The 20,197-nt window shown below is 40.5% G+C and carries 15 protein-coding genes; 2 read left to right on the top strand and 13 right to left on the bottom strand.

The window, feature by feature from the left end; all coding sequences use genetic code 11:
* Positions 1 to 86 precede the first annotated feature (86 nt).
* Positions 87 to 2,180 (top strand): ATP-dependent DNA helicase RecG, encoded by a 2,094-nt coding sequence (gene recG / locus BUF13_RS09035; protein WP_073571446.1) that lies wholly within the window; start codon positions 87 to 89, stop codon positions 2,178 to 2,180.
* A gap of 550 nt (positions 2,181 to 2,730) precedes the next feature.
* Here recG and BUF13_RS09030 read toward each other — a convergent pair.
* From BUF13_RS09030 to BUF13_RS08985, 10 genes are all read right to left on the bottom strand, one after another.
* Positions 2,731 to 3,855 carry a glycosyltransferase gene (locus BUF13_RS09030; protein ID WP_073571445.1) on the bottom strand — a complete coding sequence of 375 codons (1,125 nt, stop codon included), beginning with the start codon at positions 3,853 to 3,855 and terminating at the stop codon, positions 2,731 to 2,733.
* Entirely contained in the window at positions 3,831 to 4,991 is a 1,161-nt protein-coding gene (locus BUF13_RS09025) for a glycosyltransferase family 4 protein (protein ID WP_073571444.1), read from the bottom strand. The genes BUF13_RS09030 and BUF13_RS09025 overlap by 25 nt, the downstream gene beginning before the upstream one ends.
* Positions 4,984 to 5,874, bottom strand: a complete 891-nt coding sequence (locus BUF13_RS09020) for a class I SAM-dependent methyltransferase (RefSeq protein ID WP_073571443.1) — start codon at positions 5,872 to 5,874, stop codon at positions 4,984 to 4,986. The genes BUF13_RS09025 and BUF13_RS09020 overlap by 8 nt, the downstream gene beginning before the upstream one ends.
* A 3-nt stretch (positions 5,875 to 5,877) precedes the next feature.
* Positions 5,878 to 7,002: a glycosyltransferase family 4 protein gene (locus BUF13_RS09015; protein WP_073571442.1), complete on the bottom strand. Its 1,125-nt coding sequence runs from the start codon at positions 7,000 to 7,002 to the stop codon at positions 5,878 to 5,880.
* Position 7,003: 1 nt separating this feature from the next.
* Complete coding sequence (locus BUF13_RS09010; protein WP_073571441.1) at positions 7,004 to 8,404, bottom strand: hypothetical protein; 1,401 nt, start codon at positions 8,402 to 8,404, stop codon at positions 7,004 to 7,006.
* Positions 8,395 to 9,357, bottom strand: coding sequence for a glycosyltransferase family 2 protein (locus tag BUF13_RS09005; RefSeq protein WP_073571440.1), 963 nt, complete (start codon positions 9,355 to 9,357; stop codon positions 8,395 to 8,397). The genes BUF13_RS09010 and BUF13_RS09005 overlap by 10 nt, the downstream gene beginning before the upstream one ends.
* A complete protein-coding gene (locus tag BUF13_RS09000; RefSeq protein ID WP_073571439.1) occupies positions 9,341 to 10,630 on the bottom strand; it encodes an oligosaccharide flippase family protein in 1,290 nt (429 codons plus the stop codon). The genes BUF13_RS09005 and BUF13_RS09000 overlap by 17 nt, the downstream gene beginning before the upstream one ends.
* A gap of 14 nt (positions 10,631 to 10,644) precedes the next feature.
* Positions 10,645 to 11,709 carry a GumC domain-containing protein gene (locus tag BUF13_RS08995; RefSeq protein WP_073571438.1) on the bottom strand — a complete coding sequence of 355 codons (1,065 nt, stop codon included), beginning with the start codon at positions 11,707 to 11,709 and terminating at the stop codon, positions 10,645 to 10,647.
* Entirely contained in the window at positions 11,709 to 14,294 is a 2,586-nt protein-coding gene (locus BUF13_RS08990) for an SLBB domain-containing protein (RefSeq protein WP_073571437.1), read from the bottom strand. The genes BUF13_RS08995 and BUF13_RS08990 overlap by 1 nt, the downstream gene beginning before the upstream one ends.
* A 116-nt stretch (positions 14,295 to 14,410) precedes the next feature.
* Entirely contained in the window at positions 14,411 to 15,415 is a 1,005-nt protein-coding gene (locus BUF13_RS08985; protein WP_073571436.1) for a radical SAM/SPASM domain-containing protein, read from the bottom strand.
* A 101-nt stretch (positions 15,416 to 15,516) separates the two neighbouring features.
* Here BUF13_RS08985 and gldB point away from each other — a divergent pair, with 101 nt between their 5' ends.
* Entirely contained in the window at positions 15,517 to 16,524 is a 1,008-nt protein-coding gene (gene gldB, locus BUF13_RS08980) for a gliding motility lipoprotein GldB (protein WP_073571435.1), read from the top strand.
* Here gldB and BUF13_RS08975 read toward each other — a convergent pair.
* The 3 genes from BUF13_RS08975 to nth are packed head-to-tail and all read right to left on the bottom strand — an operon-like array spanning position 16,487 to position 20,147.
* Positions 16,487 to 17,710: a glycosyltransferase family 4 protein gene (locus BUF13_RS08975; RefSeq protein ID WP_073571727.1), complete on the bottom strand. Its 1,224-nt coding sequence runs from the start codon at positions 17,708 to 17,710 to the stop codon at positions 16,487 to 16,489. The two genes, gldB and BUF13_RS08975, sit on opposite strands and share 38 nt — an antisense overlap.
* Positions 17,707 to 19,482 (bottom strand): asparagine synthase (glutamine-hydrolyzing), encoded by a 1,776-nt coding sequence (gene asnB / locus BUF13_RS08970; protein ID WP_073571434.1) that lies wholly within the window; start codon positions 19,480 to 19,482, stop codon positions 17,707 to 17,709. Before asnB ends, BUF13_RS08975 begins: the two co-directional genes overlap by 4 nt.
* Entirely contained in the window at positions 19,482 to 20,147 is a 666-nt protein-coding gene (gene nth / locus BUF13_RS08965; RefSeq protein WP_073571433.1) for an endonuclease III, read from the bottom strand. Before nth ends, asnB begins: the two co-directional genes overlap by 1 nt.
* Positions 20,148 to 20,197 lie beyond the last annotated feature (50 nt).

The raw sequence follows: 20,197 nt of genomic DNA, 5'->3' as shown, positions 1-20,197 counted from the left end.
TTTTCATTCTTTCCAATTGACAATTCCAGTCAATTCCTTGGCAATTGATTTTAGCAAGATTAATTTGTCGCAAACAAGATTAAGCTTTGTCCGGATTTTTCGACACCAAAATTGAATTTCTCAAGGGAGTAGGGCCTCAAAAGGCAGAGCTACTGAACAAAGAGCTTTCAATTTTCACTTATGGAGATTTACTGCAACACTATCCTTTCAGATACGAGGATAGAAGTAAATTTTATAAAATCCGTGAGCTCCAGCCGGATTTGGAAAATGTTCAGGTCATCGCCAGAATCCGAAAAATTGAATTGGTCGGAGTGGGAGGAAAGAGGCGTTTGGTAGCTTATGTGGCCGATGAAACTGGGGAAATGGAAATGACCTGGTTCAAAGGAATTCAATGGGTGCAGAAAAAATTGCCCGTTGGCGCGGTTTATATATTTTTTGGAAAACCAGCCCAATTTGGCAGAAAATGGAGCATTGCCCATCCAGAAATGGAGCCACTTTCACAAGCCACGGAAAAGCGAAATACCTTCCAACCAGTTTATTCCTCTACGGATAAACTCCGAGCTAGATTTCTGGATAGCAGGGGAATTTCCAAGATTTTGGAGGGACTCATTCAAGTTTGCTATCCACATATTTCTGAAACTTTGTCTCAAGAAGTTTTGGATCAATACCAATTGATCGGGAAAAGAGAAGCGGTAAAGGAGATCCATTTTCCTTCTGAACCGGGTCTACTTCAAAGAGCTAGGAAACGGTTGAAATTTGAGGAGTTCTTCTTCTTGCAACTGCGTCTTTTGATGATGAAGGTAAGCAGGACTGAAAAGTTCCGGGGGCAGATTTTAGACAATACCGAATTGCTTACTGATTTCTACCAGAATCATATTCCATTTGAGCTGACAGGAGCACAGAAAAGGGTGATTAGAGAAGCCTATCATGACCTGAAATCTGGTAAGCAGATGAACCGGCTAGTACAAGGGGATGTAGGAAGTGGAAAAACCATGGTTGCCTTCATTTGTATGTTGATAGCGATTAGTTCCGGTACACAGGCCTGTTTGATGGCCCCAACGGAGATTCTGGCAAATCAGCATTATGAGGGCTTGAAGGAATTTGCCGATATGATGGGGTTGAAGATTTCCATTTTGACAGGGTCAGTAAAGAAATCTGCTCGTAAAATCATCCATGAGGAGCTTTTGAATGGAGAGCTCAAAATTTTGATAGGAACACACGCGCTTTTAGAAGATGTGGTCCAATTTAAAAACCTAGGATTGGCAATTGTAGATGAGCAGCATCGATTTGGGGTTGCTCAAAGAGCTAAACTTTGGGCGAAAAATGAAGAGTTTATCCCTCATGTTTTGGTGATGACAGCAACCCCAATTCCCAGAACATTAGCAATGACACTCTATGGTGATTTGGATGTGTCAGTCATTGATGAATTGCCGGCAGGAAGAAAACCAATTCAAACGGTTCACCGCTATGAAAAGGATAGGCTGAAGGTTTTTGGCTTTATCAATGAAGAAGTCAAAAAAGGGAGGCAAGTCTATATCGTATATCCATTAATTGAGGATTCAGAAAAACTGGATCTCAAATCACTGATGGATGGCTATGAAAGTATAGCCAGAGCCTTTCCACAATATCCTTTGAGCATTGTGCATGGAGCGATGAAGTCGGAGGACAAGGATTATGAAATGCAGCGTTTCGTAAAAGGAGAAACCAAAATCATGGTTGCCACTACCGTGATAGAAGTGGGTGTGAATGTGCCAAATGCTTCAGTGATGATCATAGAAAACGCTGAGAGATTTGGGCTTTCACAGCTTCATCAGTTGAGAGGAAGAGTAGGTAGAGGAGCCGAGCAAAGCTACTGCGTATTGATGAGCAAATACGAACTCTCTAAAGATTCCAGAATCCGATTAGAAACGATGGTACGAACCAATGATGGGTTTGAAATCGCAGATGTGGATTTGAGATTGAGAGGCCCTGGAGATTTGATGGGTACTCAGCAGAGTGGGATTACTGATTTGTTGATTGCTGATTTGAGCAAGGATGCTCCGATTCTTACGTTGGCTAGAGATGCAGCACAGCAGATTTTAGCGAATGATCCACACTTGACGCAGCCTGTCAATGCTCCAATCCTTCGTCAGGTCAAGCAGCAAAAGAAAACGGCTGTAAATTGGAGTCGGATTTCATAGTCCATTGTTGATAGTCCATAGACCATGGTTTTCCTAAACTTCATTATTTGACATTGAACATTCGATGTTCATTATTCGAGATTGAGAGAATGCGAGAATAGAGACTGGAGATTCAATTGCCACCCGCTTTAGCTGGTGGATATAAATTGAAAAAAATCGGCGTGGCTTTAGCCCAAATCTTATTGAAAAATTGGGCTAAAGCCCAGATGTGGAATAATTGATCATGATTGAATGGGCTAAAGCTCCATTCCTATTCAAAAACTGGATTCTAACGTTCCTTTTCCCATCTTCATTATTAGAGATTGAGAAAAGAGAGAATAGTGATTGACGATAGACCATAGTAGATAGAAGAGACTATCTTTCCTTCATTATTCGCTATTCATCATTCGATGTTCGATCTTTCAGAGATTGGATGGTTGAAAGTTTGAAATTGGCAAGGGTGGAAAGTTTTTCTCCAATTTTGATTCAGAGTTAGCGTTTGATATTGTATTAAAACAATTACCCTTAATTCCTATCCGTGTTTCTCTTTTCGTATTTTCTAAATCGAATCTTATTTCCCTGCCAATTCCTCAAACACTTCCAGATACTGTTCAGTCACATAATCCCAATTATAGCGTTGGGTTAATCCTGAACGGGCTGAATTTCGGAAGCTATCCATGGATTCAGGTTCAGCCTCAGCCTTTTCTACGATTTCTTTAACTGATTGCGGTTCTTTTTGGAAATACCAACCATGCTTTCCATTCTGAAGCATTTCCTGATTGAAAGGAGTATCCAAAGCCAAAATTGAGCACCCATAGCCTAGGGCTTTCAGCATTGCCGGATTGGTTCCACCAAACTCGTGACCATGGAAATAGGCATAACAATGCGAATAAAGAGCAGCTAATTCATTTGGATCAGTCACATAGCCGATAAAAAATAATCGAGGATCCTGAACCTGTTTTAATCGATTGGACCATTCATCTTCAAAAGGTACATCTCCAACAATAACCAGCTTTCGTTTGGAATCTGATTTTAGAAATCCGTTAACGATCAGTTCGGCGTTATTGTCCGGAACCAATCTTCCTACAATCAAGAAATAGTCTCTACTTTCCAAATCCCATTTTTTGATCGGAGCAGCATCAACACTTTCTCTTGGATTGGCACCGTATGCGATTACTCTTGAATCTTTATTGAAAAGCTCTAGGTACACTCTTCGCATTTCATCTGAATCATTGATGATTTGATCGTAGTGTTTGGTGGCCATTCTGGATGCCCATTTGAAATATTTGGCGCCAAAGCCTTTCCACTTTGGCCTCAACCACTCCAAACCATCAACATTGATGGCTGTAGGTTTTCTGAAAATTCTAGCAATGATTCCAAATGGTCCATTTCCAGAATTCACCACAAAAATCACGTCCACATCTGAGAAACAGGCATGAACCATAGAAAAGAATGTATGGGATAATTGAGTTAGCTTTTTGGTTTCGATTGCTGGAGTATAAATGCATTCGATTCCATTGACAAAGCGAGGTTTTTTAGGAAATAAAGAACGGTGATTATAGACTCTGACGTGAACGCCTTTCGCCACCAATCTTTCACCCAGCTCACGAATCATCGTATCATAGCCACCATAGACATAGGGGTAACCTTTGGCACCCATGATCGCTACTTTTAATTTTTTTCCAGATGCTCCCATAGGTGTTTTTTAATTCTCTCCTCGAAAGCTTCCAGGCTAAATTCTGAAAGAACTCTATTTCTTCCTGCTTCTCCCAATTGGTTTCTAAGATCTTTTTGTTCTATTAATTTACTGAGCTGAGAAACTCCTGTTTCCAGATCTTCCGGCTCAATAATAAATCCAGTTTTGCCCTCTGCTACCATTTCCACAGCACCTCCAGTTCGAGTCGCAAGGATTGGTTTCGCAGCGGCCATAGCCTCCAAAATTACTGTAGGAAATGAATCTGGCAAAATAGAGGGCAAAACAAAAATATCTAGGCCAGCCAAAACTTTTGGAATATCCTCTCGAAAACCCAAATAGCTAACTTTCCCTTCAAAATCTTCATGTTGGATTTTTTCAATTATTTCATCTAGGATTGGTTCATATCCCGGAAAAGGATCCCCTACCAAAACAAAATGAGTTTCAGGATATTTCAAGCTGAGTTGTCTAGCCATTTCCAAAAAGAAAAGTTGGCCTTTTCCCGGATTGATTCTTCCAATCATTCCTATGACAATTGAGCTTTCAGGAATCCCCAGTTCTTTTTTTGCATTTGGAAAATTATCCAAAAATTCCCCATAAGGTATCCCGTTGTGGATGACTTCTATCTGGGCTTTTTTCAGAAAACCTTGCCAATGGTCAGCTACAGCTTGTGAAACAGCAATGGGTTTTGCGGTGCTTTTGTCCAGTATTTTGCTCAAAAGCTTCACTAGAGGTGCTGGTCCCGGAAGAATCTCATGAATATGCCAAATATGGGGAAGCTGATTTTTTTGAGCCCAATAAGCCCCCACGATTACTGCCAAAGTATTGGAATACACCAATTCGAATTGATACTTTTCATGCAATTCGCTAAGGAACCTGTAGGCTTTTAGATTCTTGTTGAATCGATTAATCAGACCTTGTGGATTGACGTATTTTCTTCTCAGAATGCCCAAATTCTGAATATAGACCGGAATATTTTCCTTCTCTAAATACCCTTGAATCGCTCCTGGTCCGGTAAGGACGACTATTGGATTAAAGCCTTCCTTTTGATAAACTCGAAGGACCTGCAAAATGATTTTGCCGGATCCATAAAGCTCAGAGGAGCTCTGGAGAAAAAGGACATTTCGGGTTTTAGGCATTCTTTTGAAAATAAATCCCTAGAATTCCTGACTTTCCAAAAAAGGTGGAAATAATCTCTAGAATCCAGGCAAATGGGAGAACCATAGCTATAGCTAAAAGTAAGCCAATGGTCTTTTTCCGTTTCAGCCGCAAAATAAGATTTTCTTTGAAACCAAGTTTAAATAACATCGCCTGGAGCATTCCTAAAACTCCCAAATGGAAAGAGTAAGAACGAGAGCCAACCTTTTTAAAGCCTAATTTCCCAATTTCATTTCCCAAAGTTTCTTCGTTCCAATGACTCAAATGCTTCGGGATATCCCAATGCATCCAATTGTTTCCTGCAATTTTGGCCTGCCAAGAATTCTCTCTCGGAACTTCGATATATAGAAGACCTTTGGCATTTTCTTTTAAAAGCTCTTCAAGTAAAACAATGGGTTCTGGAAGGTGCTCCAACACATGATTGAGAGTAATCAAATCAAAATTTCCACCTTCAATTTTCCCATGAGAATAATATTCAGAAAGGACTTTGACATCATACTTTTCGATGGCAAAGTTGGCTCTATCCTGAGAAGTTTCTATGCCGAATCCATCCCAGCCCATTGATTTGGCTACATATAGGAAAAGGCCTTTTCCAGACCCAAAGTCCAATAATCGTTTTACCTTAGGGTTAAGTCTTTTGGCTTTTTTGAGAACCTTTTTGGCTTCAGAAAAAATGATTCTTTCGAAAATTGATTTTCGATTGTCCACTACTGCATATACCTCGTCCGAATACAGTGCTTCTGCATCAAATTCCTCAGGCAAATAAGTCCACTTTACCCTACATGAAGGACAGGAAACGAGGGAATTTGCTGTTGGGTAATTATCAGTCGGCGTTTGGCAGACAGGACATTGGGTTTGCCGCATGGCTTACAATCCGGGTTTCAGAATGATCTGATGAAAAGCTTCTACAAATTTTTGAGCTGAAAAGTCTCCGGAACGGATTTTTCCTTTTTCACTCAGACTCTGGCAAAGCTCAGAATCGCGGTCCAAAAGTACCATTTTTTCCAATAAATCTTCCTGATTTCCGGTTTGGAAAGGGAGCCCTGCTCCGTCAGCAACCTCCAATAGCGCTTCTTGATCTGAGTGAATCACAGGCAATCCAAAGCCCATGGCTTCTGGAATGGGGATTCCAAAACCTTCATTTTCGGATGGGAATAAATAGGCAAAAGCATGCTCGTAAAGTGCCTTGATTTCCCCATCTGAAAGGAATCCGGGCAATATTACATGCTTTTCCAAACCAAGCTCTTTTACCAGTTTTTCGACTTTAGGGAAGTCATTCATTTGGGCGCTTTGACCCGGCCCACCTACCAGCAGGAGTTTTTTGGAAGATTTGGTTTGCTTCAAAAATTCCGCAAATGTCTTTGTCAGAAGTGGCAGCTGTTTTCTTTTATCAAAGGTGCCGATGTGTAGAAAGTAAGACTGGTTTACCAATCCTAACTTTTTCAAAATCTGAGGATCAGAAGCTGCTTTGAGGCTTTTTGGACACTGGTAGATGACAGAGATCGGCCAGTTTTTTCCCAAATGTTTCTCCAATGATCTCTTGGAATAATCTGTTGTCGTAATGATTTCCGTTTTTTCCTTTAGCCCCTTTTTGATCAGGTTGAGAAAGTAAGTTCTCCACCATTTCGGATAGTTCTGTGGCATTTGCCAAAAAAATGCATCATGTACCACAGTCAATCTTCGGCAAGGAAGTGATGCTGCAGGAGAAACAAAATCAGGACAAATTAAGACATCCGGCTGATGCTTTTTGACCAAATCTGGAAGCTGAAATTCCTTCCAGCGAAAATAATCCAAGTGATAGTTGAGTCGCTGGATTTTAGATTGAGTGCCTTTAAATGAATTGTCTTTTGACTGTTTATCCGGTTCATGGGTAAAAATGAATTCTACTTCGGGATGGGGATATTTCCGAATGGCTTTGGCCAATTCCACCATGTAGGTTTTGATGCCTGTGGTAGCCACATTCAAATATTGCAGGTCTAAAAGGACTTTCAAACTAAAGGGATTTTCTCAAAGATAATTGGATTCTGCTATACTCGTGCACACTGTAGCCGATCATCCACCATGTCAGCCAAGCTACGTAGGTGTACATTTCAGCATTGGCGGTGAACAAGGGCAAAAGCAAACCTACTTTTACAACTGCTCCTACAAAGGCAATTCTTGCGACTTGAGTATTCTCTGTTTGGTAAAAGACTCTCAAGCTCAAAATGACTCCAGTGGCTAAGGTGAGTATGTATAAAATCATACCAAGCCAACCGAGCTGTACCCCATAAATCAAAAATTGATTCTCTCCACCAACTCTCAATTCGTCGGTCACACTACCTGCGTTTCCACTCATTGCCAGTCCGATTCCGAATGGATTTCCTACCATGGAATCAAGTGCCAGAACCCATTCGACTACGTGGCCGATACTGGAAGTATTTTCAAATGTAAGCGTATCTAGAACAAAGAAATAGAAGTCTTCTGAGGCAAAAAAGAGGACATAAATTCCAAAAGCTACCAAAACAAAAAAACCCGCTGCTATGAGTTTGTAAAGTCGGAAAACCAGGGCAATAAAAAAGATCATGACGAAAAAAGCCCCAAAAGCCGCTCTGGAAGCAGAAAAGACCAGGCTTCCCAAAGAACAAGCCATGACCAAAATGTAAAACCAGTTGTATTCTTTTTTACTAGTCAAAAACCAAATCAGGCCTGCGGCAAAACCCATCAAAACCGAACTAGCCATCTCTAAAGGATCCGAGAAAAAGCTCGCCAATCGTTTGGTTACAGCTTGGGTTTCGAAGGTCCAAGTAAGGCCAAAATTTCCGGTTGGTTCAATATCATTGATTGCCAAATTGTATAAGGCATAGCCAGAGAATTGCTGCAAATGTGCTTGTAGAATAAAGTTTTCAATCAAGTTGACTACAAATGCACCAATCGCTACGATAAAGATGATTTTGAAGATTCTATTGATTTCCCAATCCTCAAAATGTGTATTTCTTCCCAAGAAATAGACAAATCCTGGGATCAGCATACTTTTGAAATAAAGGGCTTTGTTGAGAAAGGAAGCCTGACCCAAAGGCAAAATCAAATAGGTAAAAGCCAATCCTAAAAAAGAGATCATCATCCAATCTGTGGACATCATGCGGAATGGGTAATCGGCTATTTTCCTTTGGTAGAGAATGAAAACCAAAAGCGCGATCAAAACGACCAATTCCTTGAGAATTTGGAACAAGCTTACTAATTCAGGAGAACGAGTTGCCAAATACACCACGCTTAAGCTGGTGATATAGAAGGGTAAGAATGCAGCTAAAAAGAAAATGAAATGAGACCATTTTCCCTTGAAAATCATTTCTTGGACTGTCCAAACAAAACCAGCTCCAACAGCGATCGCTATGATGAGGAAAAATATCAGGGCCATGTCGATATCGCTTGAAGTTTATTGGATAGCCCATCTTTTATTCCTTTAGCCACGGCCTTAAATTTTTGGAATCGACCTCTTAGCAAGAAGTAAAGCATCCATAGGAAAAATCTCCCTAGATGGTAGGGATAGGCGATTATGTTTGTTGGTGAACTCTCCAAGGGTTTCGAACCCTTGGAGAGTTTTTTTAAACCTCTGAGTAAATAGAACTGGTTTCTGACATTCCAATAAAAAACATTGGCGCTCAGAGTTCCTTCCGGCCCTTTCTTTTTGGAAGAGGCTCCAGCCTCATGGTATATTTTTGCTTCTGTAGAAAGGTGAATCGAAAAACCCTGATTTCGGATTCTCAAGGACCACTCCACATCTTCGAAATAGGCGAAATACTGGTCATTCAATAAACCAGATTGGATGATGGCTTCTCTGGAAACCAGCATCGCACAACCAGTGGCCCAGTCGAGATTTTCTTGGAATTGAAATCCTTGAATAGGTTTTCTATCTCCAATTGTAATTGCACTACCCAAAGAATTGACCCATTTTCCGCCGGCACTCCAGATTTTTTGCTTTTCTTCCAAAAAACAAATGACAGGCTGAATCACACCTGCTTTCGGATGTTGCTGAAAAGTGGAAACCATTTTACCCAGGAAATCGGGCTCTACTTCAGTATCATTATTCAATAAAAGAATATGTGAGAAACCCATTTCAAGGGCCTTTTTTATCCCGACATTATTTCCTCCAGTAAAACCTAAATTTTGGGAGTTTTCTATCAAAATGATTTCTGGAAATTCCTTGGACAGCCATTGACCTTCCGGCTTGTGGGAATCATTGTCAACCACAATTATCTTATGGTTAGGAAAATCGATTGCTTTTAAAGACTCCAGACAGGCTTTTGTGAATGTAAACCCGTTCCAATTGACTAATATGATGGCGACAGAAATATCAGGTGTAGAAGCCATGGACCAATTCTTTTTTATGTTGGTATAGCAGCACAAGACAAATCAAAAAGACTACGATTTCTGTAGAAATGATACCATAACTCAGGCCAACTCCTCCAAAGAAATAGGTAAGAATGGAAGAAGCGATAATCATATATACGCACATCATCCAGCTCGCTTTGAAAAGAAGTTCTTTCAGATCTGCTACGAGCAAAAGAACTACATTTCCCACATTCAGGCAGGCCATAAAAGGAACAATTGCAAGAGTTTTCAGATAAAGAACCGATTCATCCAATTCTGATCGAGAAAGAACTTTGATAATCCATGGAGCAGTCAAGTAGGCACCCAACGAGATCAATGCTCCAAAGAATAAGACTCTCAGATAAACGTTCTTCATGAACTTATAAAATCGCTCAGTATCCGATTTATACAGCTTGGATGCGTTCGGGAAAATTGCTTGGATGATAAGTGCCGGAAATAATCTCAAAACCATCACCACTCGCTCTGCCAATGAATACATTCCTAAGGTTTCTGCTACCGAGAAAAAGCTCAAAATGATCAATCCTCCATTGATCGAAATATGGCTGGCAAGATTGGAAAAGAACAGCAAAACATTCTCTTTGAGGCTTTTCCAAATGGCTGAAAACTCGGGTCTATAAAACTTGACACCCATGAAAAAATGGATGTAGGCAAGAAGGGAAAGGTTAATCGCGAGCCCAAAGAATCCCATCATAAAATTTACCCATTTGCTTTGAGCAGGACTGTGGATAAACAACACTATACCCATCAGAAATAGGAGTTTGGAGAAAATATTGGCGATGGAAACGAGTTTCATTTTTTCCATCCCCTGGAAAAACCACAAAGGAAGCGTGGCTTCTGAAAACAAAAGCAGAGATGAGAAAACCAAAATCATTTGGTATTCCTGAAACAAGTTAAAGCCAAATACTCCCAGAAAAATCACAAAAGTTGCCATACTGGCAAGGATGATTTTGCTGGAAAATACATTAGAAACTAGGTGTGAAAGGGCGTCCTTGTCCTGTTGATTGACCGCTACTTCTCTGGGAGCACTCAAGTTATATCCAAATCCCACCAGGATATTCAGCAAAATAATGACGGATAGGGCAAGATTGACCAAGCCAAACTGATCCACTCCAATACCTTGGATCAACAAAGGCATTGAAATGATAGAAATCAGGACATTGGAAGATTGAATAACTGCCAGAAATAAGAAGTTTTGAATAGACTTATTCCGGATGAAATTGCTTAAAGAAATGAGGGATAATTTTTCGAACATGGCAGCTTAATGGGTTAGCTTTCCTGCACATGTTTTTGGTACAGTCGATGGAAATACAATCCAAAAAGTACCAATAGCCCTGTGATGATGGCTCCTAAAACAATTCCTTTTACCAATCTGATTTCACTTCTTTTCAAAGGAAATCTTGGTGAATCAATGATCTGGATCAAGGGCGAATTATTGCGATGATTGACCTTGGCTATTTCCAGATTCTTGACGATTTCTTGATAAACAGCACCAGTTGCCTGCACGTCAATTTGCCTTTTTCGGCTTTCCACTTGAGCGGAACTCAATAGTGGGTTGGCATTTGGAACTCGATCTGTGGCAGTTGCAAATTCAGCCAAACTTTCATCCAAAATAGCTCTTACAGAATCTGCCTGAGATTGGAGAATCTGAAGATTTTCACCCGTTTTCTTCGTTTTGGTCTGAAAGTAGAATGTATTCACATTGTCGACCAAAGTTTCATTGAAGGCTTTCGCAAAATCCTCATCCTTGGAAGAAATGCTTACCTGAATGATGCTCAACTTACGATCCGGTTTGGCTACGCTGAGTTGATTTTCTCTGATGAGTTTAGAGACTTCCTTTACCACAGAATCTTGGGATACTGAATATTGATCTCTTGGAATGGAAAAGTCCATTGAAGGTATATCAACTTTAGAAGCCCACTTCTTATCTAGCTCTTCGAACTCCACAAAGCGATCAATCAAAAGCTGATTCTCGCTAAAAGGTCTTAAAAGCGTTTCTCCAAGCATCCGATCAGATCGATAAAGCTCCATGATATTGTCTCCTTGAAACAGTCCGGATGTTCCGCCTAGTGAACCTAAGTTCACTCCTACTAGAGATGCCAATCCTGACATTTGCCCGATCCCTCCAGCGTCACCTTCTTCTAATACAAAGGAGGTTTCCGCATGAAAAACTGGTTTTTTGAACATGGAAACCAAGGCTCCCAAAACCATTCCCAAGATTCCGGCTGCAATTAAAATTTTCCATTTGGAAAGGAAATAGGCAAACCATTCACCCAGATTTTGGATGACTTCTTTGAGTGTAAATTGATTGTCTGAAAAGTGTTTCGAAGCCATTACCAGTTGATTTGTGAAACTACCAATGCGAGTGTTGCCAATCCGGTAGTGATACCCACTACATCGCCCAGTCTAAGGGGAACTTTTGGTCCTTTGGTTGGAACAATTACTTCAGCTCCTGGTTCTACCGGAGGATAATTTCTAATACCCAAAAAGCCCTTGGTTCGCTTTACAGCCCCATTGGCATAGACTACATAAGTTTGCTTTCTATTGGCTCTTCTTTCGAAACCTCCAGCCCCATTGATATAGTGTTTCAAGCTTCTACCACTTTCGTGACGCATGGTAGTCGGATATACGACATCTCCTCGCATGCGGACTGTCTGCAATAACTTAGGTACCGAAAGGATATCTCCTTCTACAAGTAAAAGGTCATTTTCAGACCCCGGATTTTTAAGGATTGCTTCCAAATCGATGGCTACTGCTTCGGTATCCTTAATCTTTACTGCAAAACCAGGTGTTTCTGAAGCGATTTGATCCAAAGACTCTTTTTTAGTCTGAGCCAATTGATTGTCTACAGGGTTTTCCGCCTTTGGCAGATTGGTAAATAATCGTTGAATCAATTCTTCCTGAGCCTCTGAATTGTTTGGATCTTCCATCAATTTGAGGCGAAGAGCTTCTAGATTTCTTTGTCTTCTGATTTCCTCAGATTCGGTATTGAAAAACTCCGTTCTGCGGATCAAAGTTGCTCCTTTCGCATAGGCGAATTGGTTGATACCTCCAGCTCGATTAATCAAATCCGAGATTCTTTCATCTGAACTTTGAATCGCAAACATCCCCGGCGAATTCACCTGGCCTTCTACTGCCACCAGTTTCTGCATGGTAAAGCTTGCCTTCTTTCTTACGATCACTTGATCATATGGAAGCAATGTTTTGGAATCGGATCGATAAGATAAGTTTGGATTGACTTGAACAGGGATTATGTCTGAAAGAGTGCCCAAATCAGCATCTTCCAATCTTCTTGCAATTTCAATGTCATTTGGATTGGCAGATTCTTGGAAACCTCCTGCCGAAATCACCAGTTCTTCCACGGTCATGGATTCTGAGAAAGGATAAACCCCTGGCTTTTTCACTTCCCCTAGAATCTGAACATATTGTTCGTTTCTGATATCGTAAATGCTGGAAATACGAACAACATCCTCTCTCTGAAGGGTAATATCTGGGGCAGTTCCATCCAGAACAGCCTTCAAATTCACCTCAATCATTTCAGTGCTTAGATCCTTTTTGGTCCGAAGGATGCTAGCCTGATCCGTATATGCATCACCACGAAGACCATCGGCATTTTGGATGAGTTTTTTCAAAGTCAAATCATCTTCCAAAGCAAAAGTGCCTTCTCGGTAAACGGCTCCTTTGATCTGAACTCTATTGCTATATCGATCCAAGATTTTTCCAACCGTGATTTCATCTCCACCTTTTAGGATAAACATCCCAAATTGATTTTGATAGACATCAGAAACGGACCTTTGATTGTCTGTAATTCTCGAGATTGCTACGCGGTCTTTGAAGGCCAAATCCGTGAAGCCGCCTGAATATTCAACCAAGTCTTTGAATGTGTCACCTTCTTTGACCTCATACTTCATAGGTCTTTTCACCTCACCTTTAATCTGAACTCTGGAGATAAAAGGAGTTACCAAAATCACATCTTGATCTTGAAGCTGAATATCCAAATTGGCAGTTCCATTGATCAAAAGGTCATAGACATCAACCGATGCAAGTGATTTGTTATTTCTGACCACTTTGATTTCACGCATGGTTCCGTTTTCATTGGGACCACCAGCAGCGTAAAGGGCATTGAAAACAGTGGAAAAAGCACTCAATGTGAAAGTTCCCGGTAATCTAACTTCCCCTAAAATGTGAACTTTAATGGTTCTGACATTCCCCAAAGTTACTTGAATGAAAGTATTTGGATTTGCTCCATTCAAACCAGTGTAAAATCTACTCACTCGGTTTTTGATGATTCCAGTAGCCTCTTCAATTGTTTTTCCAGAAACTGAAACCGGACCAATATTATCCAACAAAACGAAGCCGTCAGGGTTGACAGTCGCTTCATAATACTGTTCAGATTGCCCATAAATGTCCACATAGACCACATCACCTGGTCCCAAAACGTAGCTTTTTGGTGTAGCTTGATTCAAGCTTGGTTCAAAGCTTAATCGTCTATTATTCTGGTAAAAAAGTGAGTTTCCAAAAATCTGATTGGATTGATCTACATCCACCAATTCAGTTTGAGGATTATAAATTCCTTGGGTGATATTGTTGATATCTACTTGCTGGCGAGGATCTCTTTTGGAAGCATTTGTACTTCTGCTAGCGGCACCACTTGGGTCCAAAGCCTCAATTCTGTTACGGAGCTTTGCTACTTCAGAAGAGGGCATGCCCCTTAATTGGGCCATTTGAAGGAATTCTTCGGCACTCAGTCCTGCTTCACTTGCCCTGTTAAGTAGCTCTTCTACTTGCTCATCGCTGAGTTCGTCTACCTTAATAGTAGAAATGTCTGTGGTCTGTTGAGCTTGAATAGGCTCAGGAGAAGCGAGTAGGATAAATCCTAAAAGGCCTAAAAAGTACCAGAATCGTTTTTTTAAAATCATGCGAAAATGCTGTCCCGGGTGAATTTCAAACAAATATGCACCCTAAAAATCCGTGAATTTCTCTTCCAAACCAAAAATAGTTCCAAAAAGGATTGTTTTGCGAGCTGCAGCGGCGGCTATTCGGTACAGTTTTTACAAATATCGATTTGATCTCGGCCTTTAAGCAATTGACTTCGGAACTGTTGATATTTATTGGATTTCCAGATGGAATCAAGACTTTCCTTTTCAAAACTTCCCATGACATGTTTGGCATCTTTGTCAAAGCAACATGGAACGACTTTTCCATCCCAAGTTACGACGGCTCCTTGCCACATTCTCCAGCACTTATTTTCGATTTCCTTTTTCAGCTTCCATTTTCCATTACCATCTGGGATATATCGGGCGTACTTCAAATCTGATGGGATCAATTCAGATCCATTTTCAAAGCCATAAATTTGGGTGGTCTTGAGTTGCAATTCGTCCACTCCAATCTCATCCGCCCAAGATTTGAGAGAAGGAATTTGATGTTCATTTTGTCCTGTGACTAAGAATTGAAGGACGATTCGTGGATATGATTTCTTGGCCTCTTTTCGTTTTCTAACCAATAGAGAAATCCCTTCCTGCACTTTTTTCAGGTTTCCCCCAATTCGATATTTCTCATAGACATCTTGAGAAATTCCATCCATCGAGATAATCAATTGCTTCAATCTGCTCTCGAGAATTTCTTCCACTCGGTTTTCTGTTAAATAATGTGCATTGGTAGAGGTGGAGGTGAAAATCCCATTTTTGGAAGCCAGAGACACTAGTTTTGAAAAATTGGGATGTAAAAATGGTTCTCCCTGAAAATATAAATGCAACCAGGTCAGATGCTTTTTGGATTGCTGGATCACCTTTTCAAAAAGTACTTCATCCAGCATGCCAGTAGGTCGGGAAAAGGCTCTCAAGCCTGAGGGACATTCTGGACATCGAAGATTGCAGGAAGTAGTTGGTTCGATGCTTAAAGTGGTAGGCTTTCCCCAAAGAATCGGTTTGTTGACAACTCTGCTCAATTGAAAAGAAAGGCCCAGTAAAGCCAAATTGGTCAACTTTTGAATGTTGAGATGTTGGATATAGGAGATGGCCGTTTGAAAAGAGTTGTTCACATCAGAAAGTTAAGGCAAACTTGCTAGAATACTCAAATGATGAGTTTTGCGTTTTCTAAGATTCACATTGAAATCATTACTTTTGAACAAAATAATCACCTATGAAGTATTCAAATCTTTTTTGGATTGCCGGCATTTGTCTTCTGATTTTCTCCTGCGGAAAAAAGGAGGAGGAGAATTGTGAGTTGGATTCGGAGATCCTAAATCAGGAATTGGATTTGGAAATTGTCCGATTGGAAAGGGAATTTTTTGATGCCAAAAGCCAAGAGGATTTTTCATTTTTGATTGAAAAGTACCCAGAGTTTACGGAGACATATTTACGACCAGATTTATACCCTTCATTGGATACATTGACGGCTGAATTGTTGATGATCCATCAGGATTCTTCGATGAGAACCTTAAATGACTCGGTACAATTAGTGTTCAATGATTTCTCTGATATTGAAAAAGAGCTTGAAACTGCTTTCAAAGCCATCAAATATTACTTTCCAGAATTTCAGGTTCCGAAAGTCTACACATTTGTTTCTGGTTTCAATACAGACTTGGTAGTCACGGAAGAAGTGATCGTGATAGGTTTGGATTATTTTCTACCTCCTACACATGAGTTTCAGCCCGAGCTAGCCAGGTACATGGCTGAGAGATATGACAGACCTTATATCGTTCCGATGATTGTGACTGCGATCTCCTCACAATTCAACAATACCAACCCTCAGGATAATACGCTCTTGGCGGAGATGATCTATTATGGCAAAGCATATCATTTCACAAAGGCAATTATTCCTTGCACTTCAGATCAATTTATCATTGGTTATACTCCTGACGAGATTTCTGAGTGCTATGCAAATGAGGAATTTATCTGGTCACATTTTGTCCAGAATGAACTGCTTTATGAGACTAATCCATTTGAGATCAGAAAATACATGGGAGAGGCTCCATTTACTGACGCCATTAGCACCAAGGCTCCTGGAAGACTCGGTAGATGGTTAGGGTGGAATATTGTCGATGATTATGTAATGAATCAGGATGTCACCTTGCAGATGCTGATGATGAATCCGGATGCAGAGTTGATTTTCAGGCAGTCAGGATATAGACCTCGTCCCCCTGCGTAGGAGGAGTCTTACTCGGGTCAATGATTGATGCGAGCTTCTCAACAGCAATTTCTTTGGTGAAATATCGCTCTGCCAATTGTCTGGAGTTTTGCTGAAATCGAGCCAGTTTTTCAGGATTTGATTCCAATTTCTCAAGCTTACTGAAGCAGTTTCCCATTTTGCCAGGAAGGCAAGAAATGCCCAAATCATTTTTCTTCACCAGCTGATGTACCCAGCCTTTGTGGTTAACGATAATGGCTTTACCAGCTGCCAAAGCATCAAAGAACTTATTGGGACTATTAGTTTTCAGTACTGGCAGGTGAGCAAATGAAATCCAGGCAAAATCTGCCAAACCTAAAATTTGATTGACTTCCTCTTTTGGGCCAAAAGGCACAAAAACCAGATTTTTTAAGCCCAGACGATTGCTTTTTTCCTCTAAGAGTCCCTTTTTACTCCCTTCGCCCATAATGAGAAACTGCCAGTTTTTCTTTTGTTGCTGGGCCATATTTGCCAGATCAATCAATTCATCCACGGCATTTACTTTTCCCAAAGCTCCGGCATAGGCAATGGTCAAACCCTTTTTTAAACTCAGTTCTTCTCGGAGCTTTTCATTTTTGTTTTGTGGATAAAATTGCTCCAAATCTGAAAAGTTGGGGATGATGGAAATTTTCAGGTTTGAAACTTTGGTTCGGATGTAAGAAGCAATTCCCGGAGAAAGAGCCACTATACTCAAAGCCTGTTGATAAATCCTTTTTTCTAATCCGTATAGGTAAGTTTTCAGGAATTTCTGACGAATCGCTCCCACCTGAATAGGCGCTTCCGGCCAAAGATCTCGTACTTCAAAAATATAAGGAAGAGCGAATTTCTTTTTTGCCCAAAGCCCAATCCAACCTGTGGTCAAAGGCGTGGAGCTGATATACAATAAATCCGGTCGCGGGAGCTTTTGAATCAGTTTTTTTGCTTGCTTGACAAAGGAATAAAAGGCCTGAATTCTTTTCAAGAAACCAAATTCCTGCTGATAGGAAACAGGTAAATAGTGGACTTTAAAACCCTCAATCCATTTTTGATCATAACCTTGCTGGTTGCCGGCAGTGATGATTTCCACCTTGATTCCATTTTTCACTAAGCCTTTGGCAAGATGAAAAGACCTTACGGCTCCTCCTTCCTCAGGTGTTTTGAAATATTGATGGATGTAATAGACTTTCATAGCTTGTTCAACTTGAGCCATTCTGCCAGTAAAAACAGATTGTATAAAGTTAAGAAATGCGTTTTGACATGCTTTCGAGGATTCTCCAAAAGTTGTAGGGCTGGTTTTGGAAGGCTGGATTTGTATTTATTTTTAAAGGATTCCAGAGAGGCGTAAACTCGTGAAGCAAATTCGCCTTCCTCTGAAAACCATTCTAAAAGAGGTAGGCCAAATCCCAATTTTTTGCGCTGACTAACCCATTCTAAGTCTAGATCTGTGAGGATTTCCCTGATCCATTTTTTGCCTTTGAGGACTTCTTCATCCTTGATTTGATGCCAAAAATTCAAAAGATCCTCATCCAAATAAGGAGACCTTCCTTCCAAGCCATGAGCCATTAAGGCATTGTCCTGAATCTTTAATATATCCTGAACCAAAAAGACCCTTCTGTCAAAATCCAGAATCTGTTTATAAGGACTTAATTTTTGATCAAAAATCCGTTCGTAATCAGAGAAAATATCATGATCTATACGCTCCAATGCAGTAAAGTTCAGAAATGTCTTTTTGGAATCCGGTTCTATTCCTTCCAGAAATTTTTTCCAGTTTCTTCCCAAAGGAAGCATACCCAAAAAGGACTTTAATGGTAGAAATAAGCCTTTATTTTCCTGATATTTCAGGAAAGCCTGATGACGATTGTATCCACCCCACAATTCATCAGCTCCTGCCCCTGAGATCAAAACCTTCACTGATTTCTTGGCTTCTTTCCCAATCAGCCAAGTCAAAAAACTGGCGGAATCCCCGACTGGTAGATCAAGTTGTAAAAGGTACTCACCCCAGTTTTCCCAAAAGATTTTTTGACTGACCTGAATAGGGTTTTTTTCCAAAGGGATGCTATTTTCAAGCTTTGATACAGCTTGCGCATCATCGTACTTTTTGGAATATTTTGCCTCGTGTTCGATAGTAAAAGTCGGAAGGGAAATCCCTGTTTCTTTGTACCAAAGCGAATACAGTAAAGAGCTATCAGCACCACCACTCAAAAGCATTCCAACTGGCATATCAGCATGAAATTGTCTCTGAATTGATTGCAGTAAAAGCTCTTTGAAACGTTCCTTGTTAAATAAAGACTCCTCTTTCTTGATTTCTGGAATATTATCCCATCGGAATGCAGAATGCTGGCGAATCAATGAAAACCGTGCTGCTTTCCATTCTTTGACCCCTTTGTAGAATGTCTTGCCAGGAAGAGCGGTACGCATGAAGTAATAATTGTCCAATTGGCCCTCATCCAGTTTGGAACCCAATAATTTCCCCAAACCTTTGGACTCAGAGGAGATCATTAAGGTAGTTGGATCTTGATGGTAATAGAGGGGTTTTTCTCCATTTTTATCTCTGGCAACCAAGACATTTTGAGATGCCAAATCAACAAAAATCAATGAGAACATTCCTTTGACACTTTCAAGACCTTTGGCCCCAAAAATCTTGAGCCAATGTAAAAGAACTTCTGTGTCAGACTGGGTGATAAATTCAATACCCATCTTTTCAAGGATGTTTCTCAGGTTTTTGTAATTGTAGACCTCTCCATTCCAAATGAGAAAACTGTTTCCGTCTGGAGCAAAAAATGGCTGGTCTGCATCTGGACCAGGGTGAAGGATTTTTAGTCGGTTGACACCGATCCACAAGCTAGGCCAAGGGCTGAAAAAAGCCTTTTGATCAGGTCCTCGATGAGTAGAATGATTAACCAGAAACTCAATTGATTCCTGGTTAGCTCCTTTTCCCCAAATCAAATGGATTCCACACATTACTTTTCTTCTCGGGTTACTTTGCCAAAGTTCTTTTCAAAATACTTACAGAAATGGGTGATTCCACATTCCTCGCATTTGGGTTTTCTTGCTAGGCAAGTATACCGACCATGAAGAATCAACCAATGATGAGCTTTGTGGATGTATTCTTTGGGAATATGTTTGATCAATTGCTTTTCTACTTCCAAAGGAGTTTTGGCAGTTTGGGGGACTAGACCTAGCCTTTTTGAAACTCGAAAGACGTGGGTATCAACAGCCATATTTGGTTGTTGCCAAACCACAGAGGTGATCACATTGGCGGTTTTTCTACCTACACCTGGGAGTTTCACCAATTCAGCAACTGTCTCTGGAATTTCACTATTGAAGTCTTCTACCAACATTTTTCCCAAACCGATCAAATGTTTGGTTTTATTATTTGGGTAAGAAACGGTTTTGATATATGGAAACAACTCATCAAAATGAGTTGCTGCCAAATGGGCCGGAGTTGGAAAATCCTTAAAAAGAGCCGGTGTTACTAGATTGATCCTTTTGTCTGTGCATTGAGCTGAGAGCACTACCGCCACCAAAAGCTGAAATGGGGTTTCGTAGTCGAGCTCTGTTTCTGCCACAGGCATATTCTCAGAAAAGTATTGGATGAAAGCTTCGTATCGCTCTTTTTTAAGCATGAAATGAAATTCTTGGATGGAGGGGTTAAGATAGGTAATATTGGAAGATT

It is taken from the genome of Algoriphagus zhangzhouensis, from assembly GCF_900148515.1.
GTDB lineage: Bacteria > Bacteroidota > Bacteroidia > Cytophagales > Cyclobacteriaceae > Algoriphagus > Algoriphagus zhangzhouensis.
Note: the sequence above shows the minus strand (reverse complement) of the source record. Positions and strands in the feature narration are given on the sequence as shown.

Bases quoted from the DNA above. Each gene is read 5' to 3' on its own strand.
- BUF13_RS09030 (WP_073571445.1), bottom strand. From the start codon at position 3,855: ATGGGAGCATCTGGAAAAAAATTAAAAGTAGCGATCATGGGTGCCAAA.
- BUF13_RS09025 (WP_073571444.1), bottom strand. From the start codon at position 4,991: ATGCCTAAAACCCGAAATGTCCTTTTTCTCCAGAGCTCCTCTGAGCTT.
- BUF13_RS09020 (WP_073571443.1), bottom strand. From the start codon at position 5,874: ATGCGGCAAACCCAATGTCCTGTCTGCCAAACGCCGACTGATAATTAC.
- BUF13_RS09010 (WP_073571441.1), bottom strand. From the start codon at position 8,404: ATGGCCCTGATATTTTTCCTCATCATAGCGATCGCTGTTGGAGCTGGT.
- BUF13_RS09005 (WP_073571440.1), bottom strand. From the start codon at position 9,357: ATGGCTTCTACACCTGATATTTCTGTCGCCATCATATTAGTCAATTGG.
- BUF13_RS09000 (WP_073571439.1), bottom strand. From the start codon at position 10,630: ATGTTCGAAAAATTATCCCTCATTTCTTTAAGCAATTTCATCCGGAAT.
- BUF13_RS08995 (WP_073571438.1), bottom strand. From the start codon at position 11,709: ATGGCTTCGAAACACTTTTCAGACAATCAATTTACACTCAAAGAAGTC.
- BUF13_RS08990 (WP_073571437.1), bottom strand. From the start codon at position 14,294: ATGATTTTAAAAAAACGATTCTGGTACTTTTTAGGCCTTTTAGGATTT.
- gldB (WP_073571435.1), top strand. From the start codon at position 15,517: ATGAAGTATTCAAATCTTTTTTGGATTGCCGGCATTTGTCTTCTGATT.
- BUF13_RS08975 (WP_073571727.1), bottom strand. From the start codon at position 17,710: ATGAAAGTCTATTACATCCATCAATATTTCAAAACACCTGAGGAAGGA.
- asnB (WP_073571434.1), bottom strand. From the start codon at position 19,482: ATGTGTGGAATCCATTTGATTTGGGGAAAAGGAGCTAACCAGGAATCA.
- nth (WP_073571433.1), bottom strand. From the start codon at position 20,147: ATGCTTAAAAAAGAGCGATACGAAGCTTTCATCCAATACTTTTCTGAG.